Origin of the sequence: Anaerorhabdus furcosa, assembly GCF_900167375.1 — a bacterium.
Classification (GTDB): domain Bacteria; phylum Bacillota_I; class Bacilli_A; order Erysipelotrichales; family Erysipelotrichaceae; genus Anaerorhabdus; species Anaerorhabdus furcosa.
On record NZ_FUWY01000004.1, the window covers coordinates 206,615 to 229,704 of the forward strand.

The window sequence follows — 23,090 nt, forward strand, 5'->3', positions numbered from 1 at the left end:
AAAATACCCATTCTCTACTTGAGAATAGGTATATTGTTTCTCTCACGCTTCACACATCGCTTTTCTTGGTTTTCTTTTTTCGCTTTACTGCATCGGTTAAAATATACTCGATTTGTCCATTGATAGATCTAAAGTCATCCTCTGCCCACTTGTTTATCTCTTCCCATAGGGTTGGTGATAAACGAAGTAAGATTGGCTTCTTACCATCTTTTTTTTCAGACACTAATAAATAGTTCCACTATTCACGATTGGTTGAGCATCTTTATTTCCACAAAGGACAACAAGCAAGTTAGAAACCATTTGTGCTTTACGTTCATCATCTAACTCTACTACATTATTGTCACTTAATTTCTTAAGTGCCATTTCAACCATGCCTACAGCTCCCTCTACAATCTTTTGTCGTGCAGCAATGATTGCACTAGCTTGTTGACGTTGTAGCATCGCTGCAGCAATCTCAGGCGCATAGGCTAAATGCGCAATTCTTGCTTCTAGTATTTCAATACCTGCAAACTCAACACGTTTTTGAATTTCTTTTTGAAGTTCTAATGCTACTTCTTGTGCTGAACCACGAAGTGATTTTTCATCTCCTTCATCAGAAATATCATATGGATATTGACGAGCTACTTGACGAATTGATGCATCACATTGAGTACTGATGTATTTAATATAGTTATCTACTTCAAATACTGCTTTAGTTGCATTAATTACTTTCCAGATTACGATTACACCAATTTCAATTGGATTACCTTCACTGTCATTTACTTTTTGTTTCTCATTGTTAAGTGTCATTGCTTTTAATGATACTTTTTTAGTCACTGCCAAATTTACATTTACTTTAACGTTTTCCTTTTCATCTAAAGAAACGCCACTGTTGTTGATTTGGGTGTTATTGAATGCAGCACAGAAAGGATTTAACCAATAGAATCCTTCTTTATTAATTGTTCCATAATAACTACCAAACAATGTATAGACAGCTGCTTCATTTGGATTAATTACTTTTAACCCACCCAACATAATAGGGAATACAATAAATGAAATGAATGCTGTAGGAACAATAATCAAGACACTCTCTTCTACACATCCATAGATAAATAGCGCAATCATCACAACAAAGCCAATTAGAATGAATAGTAACATCGGTATACCATTCATAGGTTTTAGAATTTTTTCTTCTCTTAATTTCATTTGTTCACTCATTCAAGTACCTCCTCTTGATATCATTATGATATCATTTTGTAATTCTTTGTCAAGCGAAATAAAAGACTAGAATTTCTCCTAGTCTTCAAATAAATCAATCATTTCAAAGTCATCATGAACTTTTTCTTCAACCTCGGCACTTTGATCCATCAATAACATATCTCCCATTGGCCCATCAACAATCTTACACTCTTCAATACCTTTTACATAGTACCATCCATTTTTTAAAACTAGTGGATTAGAGAAGGTTGCATCTTTTGCCATAAGTGGAATATCTTTTGCTTGTAATACTTGTTTATCTGGATCTAAGAATATACATTCATCATATGGAACAACTGCTACTGCGTTTTCAATAAGTGAAGGATTACTCTTGACCTTCTTACATATCATTTCACCTTTTACAGTTCTTGATGTTTGCGTAATATCAGGTGTTCTCAAACGCTTCATAGCACCTTTCTCAGTTAAGACAAACAAGCTATGATTTTCATCTGGAAGCACACAAGCTGTAGCCAAACGATCTTCTTTTCCAAAATTCATCGATTTAACACCTTGTGATTTTGTGTTTGTACTTGGTACAACATCCACATCATATCGTGTACAGAATCCATTTTGTGACATACATACAATTTCTTGATTACCATAAGCAATGAATGCTTTGATCATTTCATCTTTCGCTTTTAATTTCATAGCAGGCATTACTTTGTTATTACGTTGTACAACCCATTGATTCATTGGTGTCTTCTTAATGTTTCCTGAAGCACTAATTGTTACAACCCAAGCATATGTTTCAAAATTCTTTACAACAATAGCATTGATGATTTTATCATCCGCATCAATTTTCATGATGTTATTTAAATGTGACCCAACATCTTTCCACTTTGCTTCTTCCATTTGATACACTGGCAAGAATCCATAGTTTCCTTTTGATGTAAAGAGTAACATAGTATCTAACGTATCTGCTTCAAGTGAACCAATTAGTTGATCACCTTCTTTAATACCAGTAACTTGTCCCTCACTAGCAGTATAAGAGCGAAGTGATACACGCTTAATATACCCATCACGAGAAACAGTAATCATTACTCTTTCATTGGTAATCATACTTAATTTATCAATTACGATTTCTTCAACTTCATCTTGAATTTCAGTACGACGATCATCACCATATTCTTTTTTAACTTCTCTTAATTCTTTTACTATGGTGCTTCTAAGGACATTTTTATTTTCAATAATTGTCTTCGTGATTTCCATCTCGTTAACAAGTTGTGCAAATTCTTCTCTAAGTGCAACTATATCCGTAGAACTTAAACGATACAATCTTAAGTTTACAATTGCTTCTGCTTGAGCATCACTAAATCCAAATGCTTCAGATAGTCTTAACTTTGAATCCGCTTTATCTTTAGATCCACGAATGATTTCAATTACTTCATCCATCACAGAGACTGCTTTCATTAGTCCTTCCAAGATATGACAACGTACTTCCATTTTATTGTATTCAAAGTGACTTCTACGAAGAACTACTTCTTGACGATAGTTAATGAATGCATCTAAGCATTGTAGTAAACCCAATTGCATAGGTCTTTTCTCTACAATGGCTACTACATTATAGTTGTAATAAACTTGTAGATCGGTATTTTTATAGAAATAATTTAAAACTAAATTTGGATCAATGTCTTTCTTTAAATCAATCACAATTCTTAATCCATTACGGTCAGATTCATCACGAACATCCATAATACCATCAATGTCTTTCGAGATACGGATGTCATCCATCTTCTTTACAAGATTCATCTTAATCACTTCATATGGAATTTCTGTGATGATGATTTGATTCATTGTTTTCGCTTCTTCAATGATAGCCTTACCACGAACTACAATTCTACCTTTACCACTACGGAATGCATCTTCAATACCTTTACTTCCCTGCACGATACCACCTGTAGGAAAATCAGGACCTGGAATAATTTCCATAACTTCTTCCAATGTACAATTTGGATTTTGTAAACGATAGATTGTTGCTTCCACAACTTCACCTAAATTTGAAGGTGGAATGTTTGTTGCATAACCGGATGCAATACCAGTAGCACCATTGACAAGTAGTGTTGGAAATCTTGAAGGTAAGACAGTAGGTTCTTCAATGGTATCATCAAAGTTTGGTGAAAACTCTACTGTTTCTTTTTCAATGTCCGTCATCATTGTACTTGATACTTTGGATAAACGTGCTTCAGTATAACGCATTGCTGCAGCTGGATCATCATCAATAGATCCATTATTACCATGCATATCAATCAAGGGAACACGAACTTTCCAATCTTGTGACATACGTACCATAGCATCATAAACGGATGAATCACCATGGGGATGATAATTACCAATAACTAAACCTACAGTTTTAGCAGATTTACGATGAGCACGTTCAAAAACATTCCCATCATTATACATCGCATAAAGAATACGACGTTGTACTGGTTTTAATCCATCACGTGCATCTGGTAATGCACGTTCTTGAATAATATATTTTGAGTATCGTCCAAAACGATCCCCCATAATATCTTCTAGGGGCATCGGTAAAAAAATTGTTTGTCCCTCTTCAATCTTTTTCTTAGCCATTAATCTACCACCTTAAATGTATCTTCTAATGTAAACGCAACATTTTCTTCAATCCAATCACGTCTTAAGTTCGCTTTATCACCCATGAGAACTGAAACTCTTCGTTCCGCAATGACTGCATCTTCTATTGTCACTTGGATTAAAGTACGAGATTCAGGACACATCGTTGTATCCCAAAGTTGAGTTGCATTCATTTCTCCAAGCCCTTTATAACGCTGAAGTTCAACTTTTCCCCACTTATCTCTTACTTCATTTAATTCATCATCTGTATAGCAATAGGTCATTTCTTTCCCTTTACTTACCTTGTATAGAGGCGGTAGTGCAATATACACCATACCTGCTTCTACTAGAGGTCGCATATAACGATAAAAGAATGTTAAGAGTAAGACTTGAATATGAGCACCATCTGTATCCGCATCGGTCATGATGATAACTTTACCATAGTTACTATCTTTTGCTTCAAAACTTGGTCCAACCCCTGCTCCTAATGCATGAATAATTGTATTTAACTCTTCGTTTTTCTCAATATCACCCATTGAACATTTTTCAGTATTCAATACTTTACCACGTAAAGGTAGAATAGCTTGATATTTTGAATCACGACCTTGTTTAGCACTACCACCTGCAGAATCTCCTTCGACTAAGAATAATTCTTTACGTGCACTATCTTTTGATTGAGCAGGAGATAATTTACCAGAAAGAATCTTTTCAGTCTTACCTGTTTTCTTTCCTTTTCTAGCTTCTTCTCTTGCTTTACGTGCTGCTTCACGTGCTAATGCAGCCTTTTGCATTTTCTTAATCAAGGCTGTGGATAAATCTTTATTTTCTTCTAGGAAGTAGGTCATTTTTTCTAAGACTGTTTGTTCTACTGCTGGTTTTGCTTCAGCTGTCCCTAACTTTCCTTTTGTTTGCCCTTCAAATTGAAGTAAATTTTCTGGAATTGAAACAGAGATAATTGATGTTAATCCCTCACGTACATCATTTCCCTCAAAGTTTTTATCCTTCTCTTTCAATAACCCCATTTTACGAGCATAGTCATTAAACGCTTTGGTTATAGCTGATTTAAATCCAATTTCATGTGATCCTCCATCTGGAGTACGTACTAAGTTAACAAAACTATAGGTATTCTCTTGATAACTATCTGTATATTGGAATGCACAATCAACCACAATTCCTTTAAACTCACCTTTAAAACATACTGGATCATGTAAAACATCACGATCTTCATGTAAATAATCCAAGAACGCTGTCAATCCATTGTCATAATGAAACACATCTTTCTTGTTATTTCTTTCATCATTGACAATCATTGTGATGCCATTTAATAAAAACGCTGTTTCTTGAGCTCTTTCACAAACTTGTTTATAGTGAAAATCAATTACAGAGAATATTTTTGAATCAGGTTTAAATCTCACTTTTGAACCTGTTTTTGTTGATTTACCAATAACCTCTAATTTACTTACTTTTTTACCACCATTTTCAAAACGCATTTGATACAGTTTTCCATCACTTGCAACAGTAACTTCTACCCATTCACTTAACGCATTGACAACAGAAGCACCTACACCATGAAGTCCTCCTGATGTTTTATATCCACCTTCTGCTGAAAACTTTCCTCCAGCATGTAATACTGAAAAGATGACTTCAAGCGCAGGTTTCCCTGTCTTATGAAGACCTACAGGCATACCACGACCCTCATCTTCAACACAACAAACGTTACCCTTTTCTAAAGTAATCGTTATTTTATTCCCAAATCCATTTAAAGCTTCATCAACAGCGTTATCTACAATTTCCCAAATTAAATGATGTAATCCTCTACTATCAGTAGATCCAATGTACATCCCTGGTCTTTTGCGGACTGCTTCCAAACCTTCTAAGACTTGTATGCTATCAGCATCATAATTTTGATTATTTGCCATTTATTCACACCTAGATTAGAATCTAAGATACCCCTTTCTTGGTTAAACACTACCTGACTCATTATACTAAAATTTAAGCAAAAGTTAAAGTTCAAGAGCCAAAAGTGTGATAAAATATGACCAGGAGAACAAAACACTATGACGAATTTATTTACTTTAGAAAACATACTTGTAATACTAGCTGCTTATTTATTTGGATCAATCCCTTGGGCACTTGTAATTGGTAAGGTATTTTATAAAACTGATGTTAGAGAACATGGTTCAGGAAACTTAGGTGGTAGTAATGCAGGAAGAGTACTTGGTAAGGCAGCAGGTATTAGTGTAACGATACTGGATGCCTTAAAATCAACTTTCACTGTCCTTATATGTGCTACATGGTTTCCATCTGCTACAATTGTTGCAGGACTAGCAGTTTGCTTTGGACATTGCTTCCCAATCTTTGCAAAATTCAAAGGAGGAAAAGCAGTTGCTACCACTATGGGTTATTTCCTTGGGATTGGACTTGTAACTGGACAATTTATTTCAATCTTCCTTTTACCGATTATCTTATTCTTTGGAATTTTATATTTATGTAAAATGGTTTCCTTGAGTAGTATCCTTGCTATTGGAACTGAAGCCGTTGTTTCATTCTTTATTCAACCTGATTTGGTCTTATCTTTCTCATTTGTAGCCTTATTCTTATTTGTAACTTATCGCCACAAATCAAATATTAAACGTATCTTCAATCACGAAGAAAAGAAAATCACTTGGATGTAATTTCCAAGTGATTTTTAAAATATTATTTTATCAAATGCTATTTTTTCACTATAATCAAACCAAATTGTTCCTCTATAGGTAAAACCATTTTTCGTAAGAATGTGTTGCATTTTTAGATTATCTTTATCTGTATCTACACGAAATGCGCAAACACCTCTAAGCTTACTCATTTCCTCAACAAGTTGAAATACAATCGTACTTATTCCTTTGCCTTTTGCACTTTCTCTAAATGCCATACGGTGAACAACGACATAGTTTTCATCAGTATGCCACTGACCATTTAAATGTTTATATGCAGGTTCTCCATCATAATCAATACAAAGATAACCCAAAATATTTTGCTCATCAACTACAAAATATCCTTTCCCATATTGAATATCTCCTTGTATACACTCTATATCTGGATACCCTTCTTGCCATTGGTTTATTCCTTGTTTCTTTAAATCTTCTTTTGCTCCATTAATGATGCTCATTGCATCTTGTAACTCATGATTTTCAACTAATCTTAACTTCATACTTTTTCTCCATTGTATATATAGCAAAGGGCACATTGATGATTCAAAAGATATGGTCTAAAATAAGCCAGTGTACTACACATCGGTAAGACATCTGGTGATAATTCAATTCCAAGCCTAGTTTCAATATATTCTCTTCGCTTTTCCATTCTTTTCCACATCTCTGGATAAGCTTTTTTTATTTCCGCTTTCAAGTTATCATCCGCTAATACAATTGTACTTTCAGCATTTGCACCCGCATAGCCATCAATAGATGGAATAATATCTACCTGAAAAATCATTCCACTTTGTATGATATCCGTTGAATCTTTGTAGATTGGTGAGGTTAACCATTCCTCCTCCGCGCTAAGATGTCCTGGATTTAGTGTCCAATTATAAATTGATTGAGGCAGTACATGTTCTACAAGATCAAACATCTCACTACCTGTCATTCCAATTCTAATTTGATTCAACCAAGTTATATAAGCACGAAAATATGGAATCGCAATTTGATCTAAATAATCTTCTTTTCCTTTTGGTAACTCATGAAGACCATGTACGGCATAACCAGCTCTACTCGATAATCCACCACGATATCCGATTGTTAATGATATTGGATCACCAAGTTGAACTTTTTTATTAGTAGGATACATATTTCCTCTTATGTATCGAGTACCACTTGCCGCTATAGTAACAACACTATGATGTTGTCCATTCTTTTCTAAATGACTTCCTAATTCAAATTCTGTAACTCCTTCTACTACATGATTCATTGCATCCAAAATACAATCTGACGCAAGTGAAGCTCCATATTCATAGTGAGCTATTTCATTTGCATTATTTGTAACACGCACTCCGTTTTCACCGATAAACAAACTAATCTCATTACTTACTAAATCTTTATTCGCCACAATATTCATGACTGTATCCACGATGAAATAAGGTACATCAAACATATTTTGATTCTCTTTTTTGCTAGTAAACATCTTCCAACCAACAATGCCTGTCTTCACATTACTTTCTAATCCTGCATCAATTAATAACTCTGCAAATGTTCGATCTTCTCTATTTGGTTGATGTGGAAGTGAGAAAAGTGAAACATGGATCGGTGTGTTCTTGATTCTTGCTTTAGCTGCCTTATTCAAATTTTCATTTCCTAGAATTAAACTAACTTCACCAGTATCTTTTATTAAAAGAAGTGCTTCTTCAAATCGAGGAAAATAACCTACAAGATATTCAAAATTACCACCATGTTCGCTATCACCATAAACTAGTAATTGTCTAAGTTTCCTTCTTTTCATTTCAAGTAAGATCTTCGATAATCTTTCTTGAATTGTAGCATCACTTAGTTCAACACAAACTTCAGGATTATCAAATTTTGGTTCTTCTACTTCAATCAATTTAATTGTTTTATTCATTATGTATATACCTCTATTTGCTATTATCATACCATAGCTTAATTAATTAATTTTTATAAATGAAAAGCAAGTAAATATTATAAGAAAACCTGATGAATTTCACCAGGTTTACCAAACTTCTATTTCATTTTTTCTAAGAATGCTTTGTAACCACGATATGCTTCATAGATATCTGCTTTAGATGCTACTTCATAAGGTGCATGCATATTTTGAACTGCAATTCCTGCATCAATAACTTCCATGTTTAGATTTGCTAAGATGTAGGCAATTGTTCCTCCACCTCCAGCATCTACTCTTCCAAGCTCTGCTGTTTGGAATTGAACTTTTGCTGTATCAAATAGATTACGTATTTGAGCAATAAATTCTGGATTTGCATCACTGCTTCCACCTTTACCACGAGAGCCAGTATATTTATTTAAACATAAACCCATTCCTAAGAATGCAGTATTTTTCTTTTCGAATACACTTGGATAATTAGGATCAAATCCAGCTGAAACATCACTTGATAACATCTTTGAATTCTCTAATGTTTTTCTGAATTTCAAATCTGCAAATCCACTTGTTGCTTCTAATAATTCTGCAATTGTATTTTCAAAGAAACGTGATTGCATTCCAGTATTTCCAGTAGAACCAATTTCTTCTTTATCTACTAAAATGCAGCAGCTAGTACGTTTTGGTTTATTCATTTCTAAAATAGCGATTAGTGAAGTATAAGCACAAATACGATCATCATGACCATATCCCATCACCATACTACGATCTAAACCATAATCTCTTGCTTTACCAGCAGGTACGATTTCTAATTCAGCACTAATGAAATCATCTTCTTCAATGTTATAATCTTTCTTTAATAAATCTAGTAAATACGCTTTTACTTTATTTTCTTTTGCTTTAGCACTTGGAATTGATCCAACAAGTAAATTTAAATCTTCTCCTTCAACTACTTTAGATGCAGTTTTAGTAAGTTGTTCTTGTGCTAAGTGAATTAAAAGATCACTAATTCCCACAACTGGATCTGATTCTTTTTCTCCAATTGCTACTACAATTTTAGTTCCATCTTTTTTACATATAACACCATGAAGTGCCATAGGTTGTGCAACCCATTGATATTTTTTAATACCACCATAGTAGTGAGTATCCATGAGAACTAAACCATCTTGTTCATATAGAGGTACTTGTTTCACATCAATACGAGGTGAATCAATGTGTGCTCCTAAAATGTTTAGCCCATTTACTAAAGGTTCACTACCTATTACGTATAAGCAAAGATTTTTTTCTTTATTAATAAAATAAACTTTATCTCCTGCTTTTAATTTTTTGTTTTTCATTGCCGCAAAGTCTTTAAACCCTGATTTTTTTGCTAATGCTACTGCAGATGTAACACATTCTCTTTCTGTCTTACCTGCATCAAGATATTTCTTATATCCTTCACTAAACTCAAATACTGCTTTCATTTCAGCATTTGATAATTTTTCCCATACTGTTTTCATAATTAAGCCTCCTTGTATAATTGTACACCGTATTATTAATGAAATTCAATTCCTATAATCTAGAATAAACAGTTTTACCATTAAAAATGGTTCGATTTACTTTAATTGTATGTAAGTCGGTTGTATTTATTTCATATGGATCTTGATTTAAGATGATGATATCCGCAACCATACCCTCTTTTAATTGCCCTTTGTTATTCTCTTCAAACGATGCATAGGCACCATCCTTTGTATAGGAGTCAATTGCTTCTTGCAGTGTTAACGCTTCCTCTAAACGATATGTATCTTTACTACCAATACTTGATCGTGTTATTGCACATTCAATGCCTTTAAAACAATCCACTGGTTCTACTGGTGAATCTGAACCATTTGAGATTGTTGTAAACTTTGACAAGGTTTTAAAAGCATAGGAAGTATTCGCTGTTTCACCTACACGATTTCTTACAATACGACAATCATAATCAATAAAACAAGATTGTATGTAGCAATGTAGTTTTAATTGACCGATTAATTCCAATTGATCATTACGCGTAATTTGAACATGAACAAGCCCCGAACGAGTCGAATTCTTATCGTCTAGATATTTCTTAAAACTTTCTAATACCATATCCAAACATCCATCACCTATCGTATGAATAATTGTACCCATTTTATAATCTTGTCCCATCTTAACAAAATAATCAAAATCATCTTGAGGATAATTTACCATCCCTGTAGTTGAAGCGTCATCATGATAAGGTTTAGACATCTTCGCAGTTCTAGCACCTAATGAACCATCTCCAACTACTTTAATTGGACCTAATGTAAATAGTTCATTGGAATTTTGATTCAATTGATCTTCATTGATAAATTGTTGAAAATCTTTTCTTTCTATAAACTGACATTGTTGATGAACTCTTAATTTTAATAATCCATCTTTTTCAAGTTCTCGATACGCTTGAAGTGGTAAATGATAATCTTTAGTAAGTGATACAAAGTCATCACTTTGTACTGAGGTTATTCCATATTGATGACACTCTTTTGTCGCTTCTTGTATATAATCCTTTAAATCGGATACAGTTACCTCTGGAAAAGCATGATGCATTAATTCAATTGCCATTTCTTTAAATAATCCTGTTTCCAAATCAAAATCACCACCATCAATTGTTGTTTCACTTGTAACATGAGCACATTCAATTGCTTTGGAATTCGCAACCGCTATATGACCACAACAACGGGTTAATAGGATTGGATGATCACGTGTAATTTCATCGAGCATTGCTTTTGTTGGATACTTAACATCAACAAAATTATCTTGATTCCATCCTCTACCAATAATCCATTCACCTTTATTCTTTTGCATCGCTTTTTCTTTTACTTTATCTAAAACTTCATCAAGTGATGTACAGTCTTGAAGTTGTAGATTAGAAAGGAATGCACCTGTTCCAATTAAATGAAGATGTGAGTCATTAAACCCAGGCAGTATTCGCGAGCCTTGACAATCAATGATTTCATCCATTTCATCAAGATTAAAATCGCAAAGAAAACCTATCTTTGCGATTTTATCATCTACTATTAAAAGCGAATCATGTTCTTGATTTATCTTTGCATGAATACATAGTGTTTTCATAACTATTTTCTTTCATCTGCTGGATAAACAACACCCATTTGCTTTCTTGCTTCAGTACAAACTTCCATGATATCTAAAGACATTTGGTGAGGGAAGACAACTGACTCAATTCTACCCGCTTCAACATTCTTTATAAAATCTCTTAATTGATATGTGAAACCTTCTAAACTTGGTTTTGAAATTAACGTTTTCTCTCCTGGTTTTACACCTAGAGTACATCCTTCTGTTTTATTTCTAGCTGTTACCCAAATATCTTGAACACGGCTTAATAAATTAATTTGAATTATGCCTTCTTCTCCTTGTATTTCTGATACAACCTCTGTATCTGTTACCTTTGAGTGTTGAATTGTAACTTCAAAGCCATCATATTGCATTAAAACTGTACCCAGTCCATCTACTCCAGTATCAAGGAGTAAAGCTGTTGCGATAATTGACTTTGGTTTACCAAACAATGCAACCGCATCACCAATGCAATATACACCTAAGTCCATTAATGATCCATTGCTCATTTCACGTCTAAATGTAGTTGGATTTTCACCTCTTAAATATGCATCATAACGTGAAGAGTATTTTCCAAATGTGAAAACTGCGCGACGCAATTTACCTATTAAAGGCATTGCATCTTTTACAATTTGAAGATTCTCTGTATACATTGGAATTAATCCATCTTGTAAATACGTATTGTATTCTTTAGATAAGTCCATCATTTCCTTTGCTTCACGATAATTTGTAGCAAATGGTTTTTCAGTTAATGTGGGCATTTTTCTTCTCATGCACTCACAAGTCATTTCATAGTGTAAATGATTTGGTACAGCTAAATAAATCGCATCTATTTTTCCAGATTCAATCATCTCAATGTAGTTATCAAATACATGTTCAATATTATATTTTTCTTGAAACTTAAGTGCATTCTCTTTTCTACCACTACATACTGCGACTACTTCAATTTCCGGTACCTCTTTTACACCACTCATAAAGAAATCTGATACAAAGTTTGTTCCTACTACTCCAAAACGCATAATTCTACCTCTCATTCTTACTGATAGGATAGCATAATTCCCTTTTTATTTGTACAGTTTTTTGGTTATTAAACTAAATTATTCGTTAATTGAACTTGATTCATTATTTTCTTCATTTTCTTACTTACTTTTTGTTCCCGAATTGGTTTTAACCCACAATGGTTGATTGCTTCAACTAACCACTCAGGAAGAAATTCTCCCTTTACTTCAAGGATTGTTGTTTCATCATTAAATAAAGGTTTATTCACTGGTAAATCACATAGCCTAAAATCTTCTTTGCGATATCTCATATTCATAGAAAATGTGAGTCTTACTTGTGGATTGAATTTACTACAATACGCTACTCGTTCATACCCAATAAACATTTTGGGAATAAGTCCATGATTTCTAAGTAGTTCATCAATTTCATTATCACCACATTCATGTTGCTTTGATAATAGTTCATCCGCTTCTTCCAAATTCATTTCTAACCTTCGCTTCACAACTGAATCTTGATGCTGTTCCTTCATTTCAATATAGACAGAATCGTGTATTGAAGGAATACCATAACTCCTTAACCGAATTCTTTCTTTCATTGCTCTATGTTTAAATACTTTTGAAACTAAATCTTCACTTACATCAGCGTAGTATATGTTATAAACGGTATATTTAAAATGTTCATCTTCTTCGATATTGTTTGAAACACATTTTAAGAACTTCTCTATTTGTTCTTCACTTACAATAAACTTTTGTTCAACGAAATGACTCTTAGATAAAATCTTCATGCATGTTTCCTCCTAGTAATACTTTAAACAAAAATTATGGGAAACAAATGGGTTTCACATGAAATTTATGTGAACGCTCACATAAAAGGTAGAGTCAGCCTCTACCTGATGTTTTTGAGGAGTATATCCAATAGCTTGGGATTCTTCATGGTAACACAAAAACCTGTGGTGAATAATCACTAAGAGTAATTAGGTCAATACGGAAGCTAAATCATAATAACTATGAAGTAATCTTCATTTCATAATTCTTGTAATTTTTATTAAAATTTCCTCATTTTAATTAAATTTTTAATGAATCAATTAGAATATTTGAATATTACAGTGACTAAAATCAATTTTTATGACTTGAATACTTTACATAGATGTTAATAAAAACTAGGTTTCCAACGAGATAACATTACAATAGGCTATGTTCTTTTTATTTTCATTCACTTAAGAATTAATAGGATACTGTAAATAACTATTTAGATCAACATTTTATTCATATAACAACCAAGTATGATTCGCAATAATATATAAGAAATCTAGTGGTAATTTAAACTTCAAACATTATTCAATAATTTCTAAATTTATTAATTTTGGCTCAATGGCAACCGATACATTCTTAGTATTTTTATTTAGAAAACGATACTGTAAAGCCACTGTACATTTACTTTCTTTGACTTGACAATCATTCATATCAAAATAAATTTCTATATCACTATCACTCATTATTTCGTCAGATTTAATAGTAACATTCGCTTCAGTGATTTCTTCAACAACTTTGAATCGTTTACTTTCATCATTATTTATAAACGATATTGTCTTTGAAAAATCAGTGGTAACTTTTTCATTACATCCTACAAGTAACACAAACATCAATAAAAACAATATCTTATAGCGCATAGTCAGTAAATGTCCTAGTTGATGTTCCACCATTATCTTTAACCGTTACCTTCGACGTAAATTTTATATAACTGGAATAATTAGTTCTAGTTAATGATTTTGATTGAACAGTACAACTCGAAGTATCAACACTTTGATAAACATTTATATCTGAAAATGTGCTAGATGATGGGTAATACAAATAACTACCAGAAACAGTAATTTTAACTGTAAATAGTGTTCCAGATGAGGCACCGCCCCAATAATCAGGATGATTAAATGTTTGGTCTACATATTTTTCTACAACAGCCGCTCTTGTGGCATTTGATTTTGTGTAACTTCTATCAATTTCAAACCACACTTCATTGTCTCTCATATATTGAAATACTTCTGCGTAATTATTATTTAAGTATTCATCCTTAGTATCTAAATAAAATTGTTCTGTGATAATATTATTGCTTCCATTATAGATTGTATAATTTTTATATTCATTGTCATAGAATCCTCTAAGATCATTTACTATCGTATTGTTATCAAAATCATTTTTTTCCTCCGCAAATATTTTGAACCCCGGTAGCAATAATGATATAGTTATTAAACAACAAGTTAATAAATTTATTAATTTTTTCATATAAGATTTTCTCCTTTCAATTTTCTCAAATCCAGATGATAAATTCCTCTATAGGAAGTAGTATGCAAAGACTTCTTTGCATTTTTTATCAATTGGTTTACAACTAGATCAATTACTTTCTTTGATTTCATAATAGTACCTCCCTTTGATTAATACATATCATTGTTTTTTGGTTATCGCAATACATTTGGGCTAACTTGCATTATTATGGGCTAAATAACATATAAATTGATTTCTTATAGATATTTCTTCACGTTTTAAAAAACCAATGTTAAACTTTCATTAGGTAATGAATATGAAAAAAATATTGATTAATTATTTGAAAAATAAAGATACTGACGAAAATCAATTGTCCTTGCTTGTCATGGGTATGATATTTTCGTTAGTGATTTAATTAATTTTATTCAAATGTTCTTTGAAAGTCTCATATTTACAAATAAGATCAATAAACTACCTCTATTTATTTCATAATTGTCTTTAATTATTTCACTGCTTCTATTATTTGTAATTGTATCTAAAATGAATCAAAATTTAAAAGAGTTAAATAAACAAAAACTTGACGTAGCACTTTTAAATAATCGAATAGAACACAATGAAGAAGTACTGCAGTTTCAACAAGAAATTTATAACTTAAAGCACGATATGAAACATTTGTTACAATTAAAAGACTGTGGTAAAGGAGATTTCCCTATTGATGATTTTTTAACTAATTATTCTAATAAAATTGATGAATTACCCTTTTCTTATAATACAAATAATAAAGTTATTAATTATGTTTTAAAAATAAAAAAAGAAGAAGCACTCCTGAGTAAAATTGATTTTACAGTCACTACAAACTTAGTAGAAACACTTCCAATCGAAGACATTGATCTATACTTGCTTCTAATGAATTTATTTGATAATGCAATAGAAAATATTGGAGGAAATAAATTAATCAAAACAACTATCTCTTCAAGCAATCGTTCACTAATAATAAAATCGATTAACTCAACATCTCCTACTCTTCCATCAATGGTGCAAGATATTCAAAGTAAAAAGAAAGAAACAGGACATGGTTATGGATTAAAAACAATGAAAAAAAATAGCTGAAAAATATAATGGAAGTATAATTATTGCTCAAAAACAAAACGAGTTTGTTGTGATATAGAATTAAAAATTTAAATCCGCAATATTTTTAAACACCCATTGAATTCCTTGAATACTGGTATATTCCATTTCTATTTATATTTGTTGAAGATGGTTTTCCAAAATCATAAGTTGTTAGTGCACATAGGATTAAGCCTATACAATAAATTATAACTAGTATATTCAACAACTTGGAGTTTCTAGGGCAACATGAAAATTTAAGGCGTGTTTTACCTCGTCTAATTTAGTTGCATTTTTTTCTCAACCCAAAGTTATTTTAGATTACAATGATTTTATTCCTTATTTTCAATAAATATACTCTTTATGTCGCGATTCAATATTGGAGCTGTAGAGTTTATTAATAACTCTTCAAATGTAGCTATGCTTGCGATAAAACATAAGACGATCGCTGTTTTTTCTACATTTAAAAAGAAAAACAACACAGGAAATAAAACAAGGATTAATCCTGTAATCTTATTCATGATTGTATGCAAAAATGCAATTGCACGATATCTTATGATACCAATAAGAAGTGATAAAATTCTAAAGAGAAAAAGAAATCCTATCCAAGTAAATATCCAACTTGGTCCATCAACCATTGGTATCAATCGAATCATCATAACACATGCAAAAATAAAATCTGCAATACTATCAAATGTAGCACCAAGTGTTGTGGAACAGTTTAATTTTCTTGCTAAATATCCATCTAAAATATCACTAAGTATACACAGACTATACAAAAGAAAAAAGCTAATGGTTCTTATTTCTTGAAATAACAACATCAGTGAAAATATTATTCTCAGTAGTGTTATTGCATTGGGTATACTTTTTCTAATACTTACCATCATTGACTTCATGCTCCATCTTATTCATTGATCTTGATGCAAGAATATCTACACCCAAGCTACAAACATCTTGAATGATAACATCCTTCACGTTGATTGGAGCTTGTACTTTAATTTTATCTATTTCCCTCATCACATCCATCATTTTATCTTTTGGAATTGGTTTACTTGTAATAACAGGTAATCGTGGATATAGAGCATTTTCAATGATTACCGTTGAGGTAAGAACACGTACTGGACTAGTAATTTCATTTATTGCATATTCTTTACCACGAGGACAAGCATTTCCAGTTACTTCAATCACTTGTTTTCCTTCAACTTCAATTAGTAAATGACAACTCATTGGACATGTAATGCATATCATTTCTTGTTTCATTGTGCTACCTCTACTTGAATTCCTTCAGTTATGTTACTTATTTCATCTTTGGTAAGAATAATCTTTTCCATTTCTGATGGATTTAGATGTCTCTTCTTCACCTCTTTGATAATTCGTTGCCCATCTTTTACAAGAATAGTTGTATCCTTGCTTGGTTTGTTTACACGAAATAATATCTCTAAATTTATTTCAATATTTTTAGGTTGAACTTGCATTGGTACAACATAGCCAATTCCTTGTCCACTGGAACATGGATAACCACAGTCCATATCTAAATCATGAGTTAGATAACGTGCAACAGCAAGACCAGTTTTACTTGCTTCATGACTTACAAAATCAACCAAATCATGGACATGGAGTACATTTCCACACGCAAAGATTCCTGGAACACTTGTCATATAGGATTCATTAACAAGTGGACCCTTTGTCTTAGAATGAATTTTGATTTCTATTTCTTCACTTAAAGCATTTTCAGGAATTAAACCTACTGATAAAAGTACAGTATCCACATCAAATACTTTTTCGGTATTTTCAATGGGTTCAAATTTTGAATTGACTTGGTTGATTGTAATTTGTTCAACTCGGTCAATTCCTTTAATATCGGTAATGGTATGACTCAAGTAGAGTGGTATATTAAAGTCTTCTAAGCACTGTTTGATGTTTCTCGGTAATCCATTGGAATAGGGTTGAAGTTCCGCAACACCACATACAATAGCGCCCTCTAGTGTCATACGGCGAGCCATGATGAGTCCAATATCACCTGATCCTAGAATAAATACTCTTTTACCACACAAATATCCTTCCAAGTTTAGGTATCTTTGTGCTGTACCCGCAGTCCATATACCCGCTGGACGATAACCAGGTATGGATATTGCACCACGAGTTCTTTCACGACATCCCATTGCAAGAATGATTGAATCTGCTTGTATTTGTACATACCCTTCATTTGGATTTGTGTATTCAATGATTCTATCTTGCGTTATTTTAATCACCATTGTGTTAAGTAGGACTTTAACCTTGGTTGTTTCCAACATTTGAATATAACGCTCAGCATAAGATGGACCAGATAATTCTTCATTAAATGTATGGAGTCCAAATCCATTATGAATGCATTGATTTAAAATACCACCCAATTCTTGATCACGTTCTAAAATAAGAATATCTTCAATTCCTTGTTTAACTAAAGACAAAGCAGCAGATAGCCCTGCCGATCCTCCACCAATAATGACACACTTAATCTTTCTCATGGCTCTTCGTCCTTTCAAAAAGTAAGTTTGATCCTAGATCATCCAATAAGATTTCTTCTTTTGTTTTCTTCAATTCTCTTGCGAGTATATCCAAAACTAAAGGTTCACAAAAACCTCCTTGGCATCGTCCCATACCAGGTCTTACTCTTTTCTTAACTCCTTTAATTGTGGTTGCTCCACAAGTCCTGTGAATTGCATCAACAATTTCACCTTCAGTAATCTTTTCACATCGACAAATTATTCGTCCATAGCGAGCATCTTTTTTTACATACTCATTTCTTTGCTCAATGGATAATTCACTTAGTACGATTTGTTTTCTACAATATGGATTGTAATCACTTTTAAATTTCAGTGGATGATTGTTTAAATAAAGTTCTTCCACCATTTTAGCAATCGCAGGAGCACTTGCAAGTCCTGGTGATTCAATAGCTGCAACATTATAAAAATCTTTGAATCGCTTGCTTTCTTCAATAATAAAATCATGAGTGGTCCCAGTAGGACGATTTCCCGCAAAAGTACGAATGACTTTATCAAAAGGAATATAATCTATTAATTTACCTACTTGATTTCTTACATAGTCAAGACCTGCATGCGTATTATTAATCGCAGATTTATCATCAATTTCAAAACTCGTTGGTCCAAGTAAGGTATTGTTATGTGTCGTAGGTACTATTAAAACACCTTTTCCTTTCGATGAAGGTACTGGATAAATCACATGATTCACAAGAGGTTTATTTAAATGATCTAAAACAAAATATTCCCCTTTTCTTGCAGTAATTGAAAAATCTATTACAGGATTAATTAATTGATATATTTCATCTGCATAAACCCCTGCAGTATTAATAATCGCTTTTGCATGAAATTCACTTTGCTTTGTTTTAACTGTATAAAAATCAGAATGTGTTATTCCCACAACCTCTTCATTTAGTTTTAATACAACCCCATTTTCAATTGCATTTTCCATACTTCGTATCGCAACTTCCCAAGGATAAATAATTCCTGTTGTTGGTAACCATAAACCTTGGACTACAGCATCATTTATGTTGGGTTCACTTTGTTTTATTTGTTTGCGATCATGGAGCTGACAAGGAATATTTCGATCTTTAGCTCGTTTATATAAAATTAATAGTTGTTCTACTTCTTCATCACTAGTCGCTAGTACATACGCTCCAATACGTTTAAAAGAACAGTTTAACTCTTTGCAAACTGATTCATACATTTGGTTACCTTCAACATTTAGTTTTGCTTTTAAAGTTCCATCCAATGGATCATGACCGCTATGTATGATTGCACTGTTAGCCATTGTTGCACCAATTGCAACATCATTCCCTTTTTCAAGAACGACTACATTTATTTCGTATTTACTTAAAGCCCTTGCAATTAAACTACCTACAATACCTGAACCGATGATGATAACATCAAACATTATTCTTCCTCATAAGTCATACAAGCCTTCACTGCACGTTTCCAGCCTTTATACACTCTATTCATTTTTTCTATGTCTTGTTTTGGTTTAAATATTTCATCCATTGCTAAGTATTGTTTTATTTCTTCTTTGCTCTTCCAAAATCCAACAGCTAAACCGGCAAGAATAGCGGCACCTAAAGCAGTTGTTTCCAATATGGATGGACGATCTACATTAACACCTAACAAATCACTTTGAAATTGCATTAAGTAATTGTTTGCACACGCACCACCATCCACACGAAGCGATCTAAGTTCACCTTTACTATCTTCTTGCATTGCATCTAATATATCTTTTGTTTGATACGCTAATGAATCAAGTGTTGCACGAATAATATGCTCACGTCCAGTTCCTCGAGTCAAACCAAACATTGCACCTCGACACTTATCATTCCAATACGGAGCTCCTAAACCAACAAACGCTGGTACCAAGTAAACTCCTTCTGCATCACTAACACTAAGTGCTAGTTTTTCAGTTTCACTTGCATGTGTAAAAAACTTAAGGCCATCTCTTAGCCATTGGATTGCACTACCTGCGACAAAGACACTGCCTTCAAGTGCGTAAGTAACTTTACCTTCAAACCCCCATGCAATCGTAGTTACAAGCCCATGACTACTTTGAATTGGCTTGCTACCGGTATTCATTAACAGAAAACACCCTGTACCATATGTATTTTTAGCTTCACCTTCATCAAAACAAGCTTGTCCAAAAAGTGCAGCTTGTTGATCTCCAGCAATACCAGCAATTGGTACACAATGATTAAAGAAATGATAACTTGCTGTTGTACCATAGATTTCACTAGATTCCTTCACACTTGGAAGCATCATCATTGGTACATCTAAAATCGAACATAGTTCTTCATCCCATTTCAAATCAAATATATTATAAATTAATGTACGTGAAGCATTAGAATAATCTGTGATATGCGTTGTTTGTCCCGAAAGTTTCCACACAAGCCATGTATCAATTGTCCCAAATAAGAGTTTCCCTTGATTTGCTAAATCTCTTGCACCTTCCACATTATCCAAAATCCATTTTATTTTAGTACCTGAAAAATAAGGATCAATCTTTAATCCCGTTTTTCTTTCGAATAAATTTGTATATCCTTCTTCTTTGAGCATGTCACAGATGGTTGAAGTTTGTCTTGATTGCCATACAATCGCATGGTAGATTGGAAGCCCTGTTTCCTTATTCCAAACAACCGTAGTTTCTCTTTGATTGGTTATACCAAGTCCTGCAACATCTCCTGGATCAATGCCCGCTTGTACAATACAATCCGTCATACAAGATAAAACACTTAGCCATATTTCATTTGCGTCATGTTCCACCCAACCAGGTTTTGGAAAGTATTGTGTAAACTCTCTTTGTGCAGTTTGAACAATTTTTAAATCATGACTAAATAAAATAGCTCTGGAACTCGTTGTTCCCTGATCAATCGCCATTATAAATTTTTCCATTGATTCATCTCCTAAAATGATTTCATACTTTTATTATACAAGAACTTTTTAAAAGTTTATAATAAATCTAAAGATAGGAGTAAATTCATGATTGATTTTAAACATTCAGTAATTTATCAAATATGGCCACGATCATTCAAAGATAGTAATCATGATGGTATTGGCGATATTCAAGGAATAATTAGTAAACTTGATTATTTAAAAGAATTAGGTATTAACTGTATTTGGCTAAGCCCAATCTACGCATCACCAAATGATGACTATGGTTATGATATAAGTGATTATTATCGCATCGCTTTAGAGTATGGCACAATGGAAGATTTTGATGAATTGGTTCTTGAATTAAAGAAGCGCAATATTTCTTTACTCATGGATTTAGTCGCAAATCACACTTCAACAAAGCATACCTGGTTTCTTGATGCATTAAATAATCCAAGTAGCATCTACCGTGATTATTACTACTTTAAAGAAGGAAAAAATGGGAATCCACCCAACAATTGGTTAAGTTTTTTTGGTGGAAGTTCATGGACAAAAGAAAGTGATAATTCTTATTACTTAACTTCTTTTGCACCCACGCAAGCTGATTTAAACTGGAAGAATGAAAACGTTCGAAATGAAATTTATAAGGTCATGGAATTCTATTTAAAAAAAGGTGTTGATGGATTTAGAATGGATGTCATCAATTGCATTGATAAAAAAGAAGGACTTCCAGATAAAAATCCAGAGAAGAAAGGTTATCAATTCCCTGATGATTATATATTAAATGGTCCATTAGTTCATGAATATTTAAAAGAAATGAATGAAAAAGTTTTATCAAAATATGATGCCTTAGGCCTTGCGGAAGGATGCCTAGTAACTTTGGATGATGCCATGAATTATACAAATCCTGCAAACAAAGAAATTCATATGACTTTTCACTTTGATATCTCCATGTTAGGTTATGGCAAGTTGGGTAAATATGATTTTAGGAAACTGTATCGCCATACCACAAAAGAATTTAAAGAAATCACTCGCAAATGGCAAACAGCGATGATGGAAAAAGGTGGTTATGTTGGAAATTTCCTATCAAATCATGATAACAAACGACACATTGAACGCTTTGGTAATATTCAACTTTATTATTTAGAATCCGCTAAAGCTTTGGCGTTATATAATTTCACATTATATGGAACTCCTTTTATTTATCAAGGTGAAGAAATTGGTATGACCAATTTAAAACTTGACTACAAGGATTGGAAGGATTTCGAAGCAATCAATAGTGTTCAAGCAATGCATGATATGTTACACGTTCCTTTACCCATCGCAAAGAAGATTGGTGCATTTGTTACTCGTGATAACGCAAGAACACCTGTACAATGGTCTAATGAAGATTATGCTGGATTTTCTACAGTGATACCTTGGATAAGGTTAAATCCAAATTATATTTATATCAACGTACAAGATAACTTAAGGGATCCTCAATCTATTTATCATTTCTATAAAAAATTAATTGAACTTCGCAAACAACATGAAGCACTTTGTACCGGGAAGTTTATCGAACTTAACAAAGAGCATAAACATATACTCTGTTTCAAACGTATTAATGAAGATGAAGAATTATTAATTCTTATCAATCTTACAAAGCAAGCAGCGGATATCACATTCGATAAACCATTTCATGGTATTGAGTTACTACACAACGGATTAGATAAAGAACTTCAAAAAGTGATGAAACTTGCACCATTTGAAGCACATATTTATCAAATCATAAAAAAAGAAGAACCTATAAAAGTTCCACTTCATACAAGCAAATATCGAGTCTAAGTTA

At 32.7% G+C, this 23,090-nt stretch carries 19 protein-coding genes; 3 read left to right on the forward strand and 16 right to left on the reverse strand.

Annotation, left to right across the window (positions count from 1 at the left end; all coding sequences use genetic code 11):
* Positions 1-222: 222 nt before the first annotated feature.
* The 3 genes from B5D14_RS07880 to parE form a co-directional block, all read right to left on the reverse strand.
* Positions 223-1,197 (reverse strand): SPFH domain-containing protein, encoded by a 975-nt coding sequence (locus B5D14_RS07880; RefSeq protein WP_078712056.1) that lies wholly within the window; start codon positions 1,195-1,197, stop codon positions 223-225.
* 78 nt (positions 1,198-1,275) lie between these two features.
* Positions 1,276-3,804 carry a DNA topoisomerase IV subunit A gene (parC, locus tag B5D14_RS07885; protein WP_078712057.1) on the reverse strand — a complete coding sequence of 843 codons (2,529 nt, stop codon included), beginning with the start codon at positions 3,802-3,804 and terminating at the stop codon, positions 1,276-1,278.
* Entirely contained in the window at positions 3,804-5,723 is a 1,920-nt protein-coding gene (gene parE, locus B5D14_RS07890) for a DNA topoisomerase IV subunit B (protein WP_078712058.1), read from the reverse strand. Before parE ends, parC begins: the two co-directional genes overlap by 1 nt.
* A 138-nt stretch (positions 5,724-5,861) precedes the next feature.
* On the opposite strand from parE, the gene plsY reads away from it, so the two are divergent.
* Positions 5,862-6,479: a glycerol-3-phosphate 1-O-acyltransferase PlsY gene (plsY, locus tag B5D14_RS07895; RefSeq protein WP_078712059.1), complete on the forward strand. Its 618-nt coding sequence runs from the start codon at positions 5,862-5,864 to the stop codon at positions 6,477-6,479.
* Between the two features lie 14 nt (positions 6,480-6,493).
* Here the strand turns inward: plsY and B5D14_RS07900 are convergent, their stop codons facing one another.
* The 8 genes from B5D14_RS07900 to B5D14_RS07935 form a co-directional block, all read right to left on the reverse strand.
* A complete protein-coding gene (locus B5D14_RS07900) occupies positions 6,494-6,994 on the reverse strand; it encodes a GNAT family N-acetyltransferase (RefSeq protein ID WP_078712060.1) in 501 nt (166 codons plus the stop codon).
* Positions 6,991-8,391, reverse strand: coding sequence for a M24 family metallopeptidase (locus B5D14_RS07905; protein ID WP_078712061.1), 1,401 nt, complete (start codon positions 8,389-8,391; stop codon positions 6,991-6,993). The genes B5D14_RS07900 and B5D14_RS07905 overlap by 4 nt, the downstream gene beginning before the upstream one ends.
* Before the next feature lie 119 nt (positions 8,392-8,510).
* The gene (locus B5D14_RS07910) at positions 8,511-9,881 is read right to left on the reverse strand and encodes an aminopeptidase (RefSeq protein WP_078712062.1); all 1,371 of its coding nucleotides are present in this window, start codon (positions 9,879-9,881) and stop codon (positions 8,511-8,513) included.
* 52 nt (positions 9,882-9,933) lie between these two features.
* Positions 9,934-11,490: an amidohydrolase gene (locus B5D14_RS07915; protein ID WP_078712063.1), complete on the reverse strand. Its 1,557-nt coding sequence runs from the start codon at positions 11,488-11,490 to the stop codon at positions 9,934-9,936.
* 2 nt (positions 11,491-11,492) lie between these two features.
* On the reverse strand, positions 11,493-12,509 hold the full coding sequence (locus B5D14_RS07920) for a Gfo/Idh/MocA family protein (RefSeq protein WP_159443762.1): 1,017 nt from the start codon (positions 12,507-12,509) through the stop codon (positions 11,493-11,495).
* Between the two features lie 68 nt (positions 12,510-12,577).
* Positions 12,578-13,273, reverse strand: a complete 696-nt coding sequence (locus B5D14_RS07925) for a polyphosphate polymerase domain-containing protein (protein WP_078712065.1) — start codon at positions 13,271-13,273, stop codon at positions 12,578-12,580.
* Positions 13,274-13,822: 549 nt separating this feature from the next.
* Positions 13,823-14,158 (reverse strand): hypothetical protein, encoded by a 336-nt coding sequence (locus B5D14_RS07930; protein WP_078712066.1) that lies wholly within the window; start codon positions 14,156-14,158, stop codon positions 13,823-13,825.
* Positions 14,148-14,768, reverse strand: a complete 621-nt coding sequence (locus B5D14_RS07935; RefSeq protein ID WP_078712067.1) for a hypothetical protein — start codon at positions 14,766-14,768, stop codon at positions 14,148-14,150. The genes B5D14_RS07930 and B5D14_RS07935 overlap by 11 nt, the downstream gene beginning before the upstream one ends.
* Before the next feature lie 519 nt (positions 14,769-15,287).
* Here B5D14_RS07935 and B5D14_RS07940 point away from each other — a divergent pair.
* Entirely contained in the window at positions 15,288-15,857 is a 570-nt protein-coding gene (locus B5D14_RS07940) for a GHKL domain-containing protein (RefSeq protein WP_078712068.1), read from the forward strand.
* A gap of 329 nt (positions 15,858-16,186) precedes the next feature.
* On the opposite strand, the gene B5D14_RS07945 is transcribed toward B5D14_RS07940, so the two are convergent.
* The 5 genes from B5D14_RS07945 to glpK are packed head-to-tail and all read right to left on the reverse strand — an operon-like array spanning position 16,187 to position 21,283.
* The gene (locus B5D14_RS07945; protein ID WP_159443763.1) at positions 16,187-16,741 is read right to left on the reverse strand and encodes a CDP-alcohol phosphatidyltransferase family protein; all 555 of its coding nucleotides are present in this window, start codon (positions 16,739-16,741) and stop codon (positions 16,187-16,189) included.
* Positions 16,725-17,114: a DUF1667 domain-containing protein gene (locus B5D14_RS07950; RefSeq protein WP_078712070.1), complete on the reverse strand. Its 390-nt coding sequence runs from the start codon at positions 17,112-17,114 to the stop codon at positions 16,725-16,727. Before B5D14_RS07950 ends, B5D14_RS07945 begins: the two co-directional genes overlap by 17 nt.
* Complete coding sequence (locus tag B5D14_RS07955) at positions 17,111-18,361, reverse strand: NAD(P)/FAD-dependent oxidoreductase (protein ID WP_078712071.1); 1,251 nt, start codon at positions 18,359-18,361, stop codon at positions 17,111-17,113. Before B5D14_RS07955 ends, B5D14_RS07950 begins: the two co-directional genes overlap by 4 nt.
* On the reverse strand, positions 18,348-19,787 hold the full coding sequence (locus B5D14_RS07960; RefSeq protein WP_078712072.1) for an NAD(P)/FAD-dependent oxidoreductase: 1,440 nt from the start codon (positions 19,785-19,787) through the stop codon (positions 18,348-18,350). The genes B5D14_RS07955 and B5D14_RS07960 overlap by 14 nt, the downstream gene beginning before the upstream one ends.
* Positions 19,787-21,283 carry a glycerol kinase GlpK gene (gene glpK / locus B5D14_RS07965; RefSeq protein WP_078712073.1) on the reverse strand — a complete coding sequence of 499 codons (1,497 nt, stop codon included), beginning with the start codon at positions 21,281-21,283 and terminating at the stop codon, positions 19,787-19,789. Before glpK ends, B5D14_RS07960 begins: the two co-directional genes overlap by 1 nt.
* Positions 21,284-21,370: 87 nt before the next feature.
* On the opposite strand from glpK, the gene B5D14_RS07970 reads away from it, so the two are divergent.
* Positions 21,371-23,086 carry a glycoside hydrolase family 13 protein gene (locus tag B5D14_RS07970; protein ID WP_078712074.1) on the forward strand — a complete coding sequence of 572 codons (1,716 nt, stop codon included), beginning with the start codon at positions 21,371-21,373 and terminating at the stop codon, positions 23,084-23,086.
* The last annotated feature ends 4 nt before the right edge of the window (positions 23,087-23,090 follow it).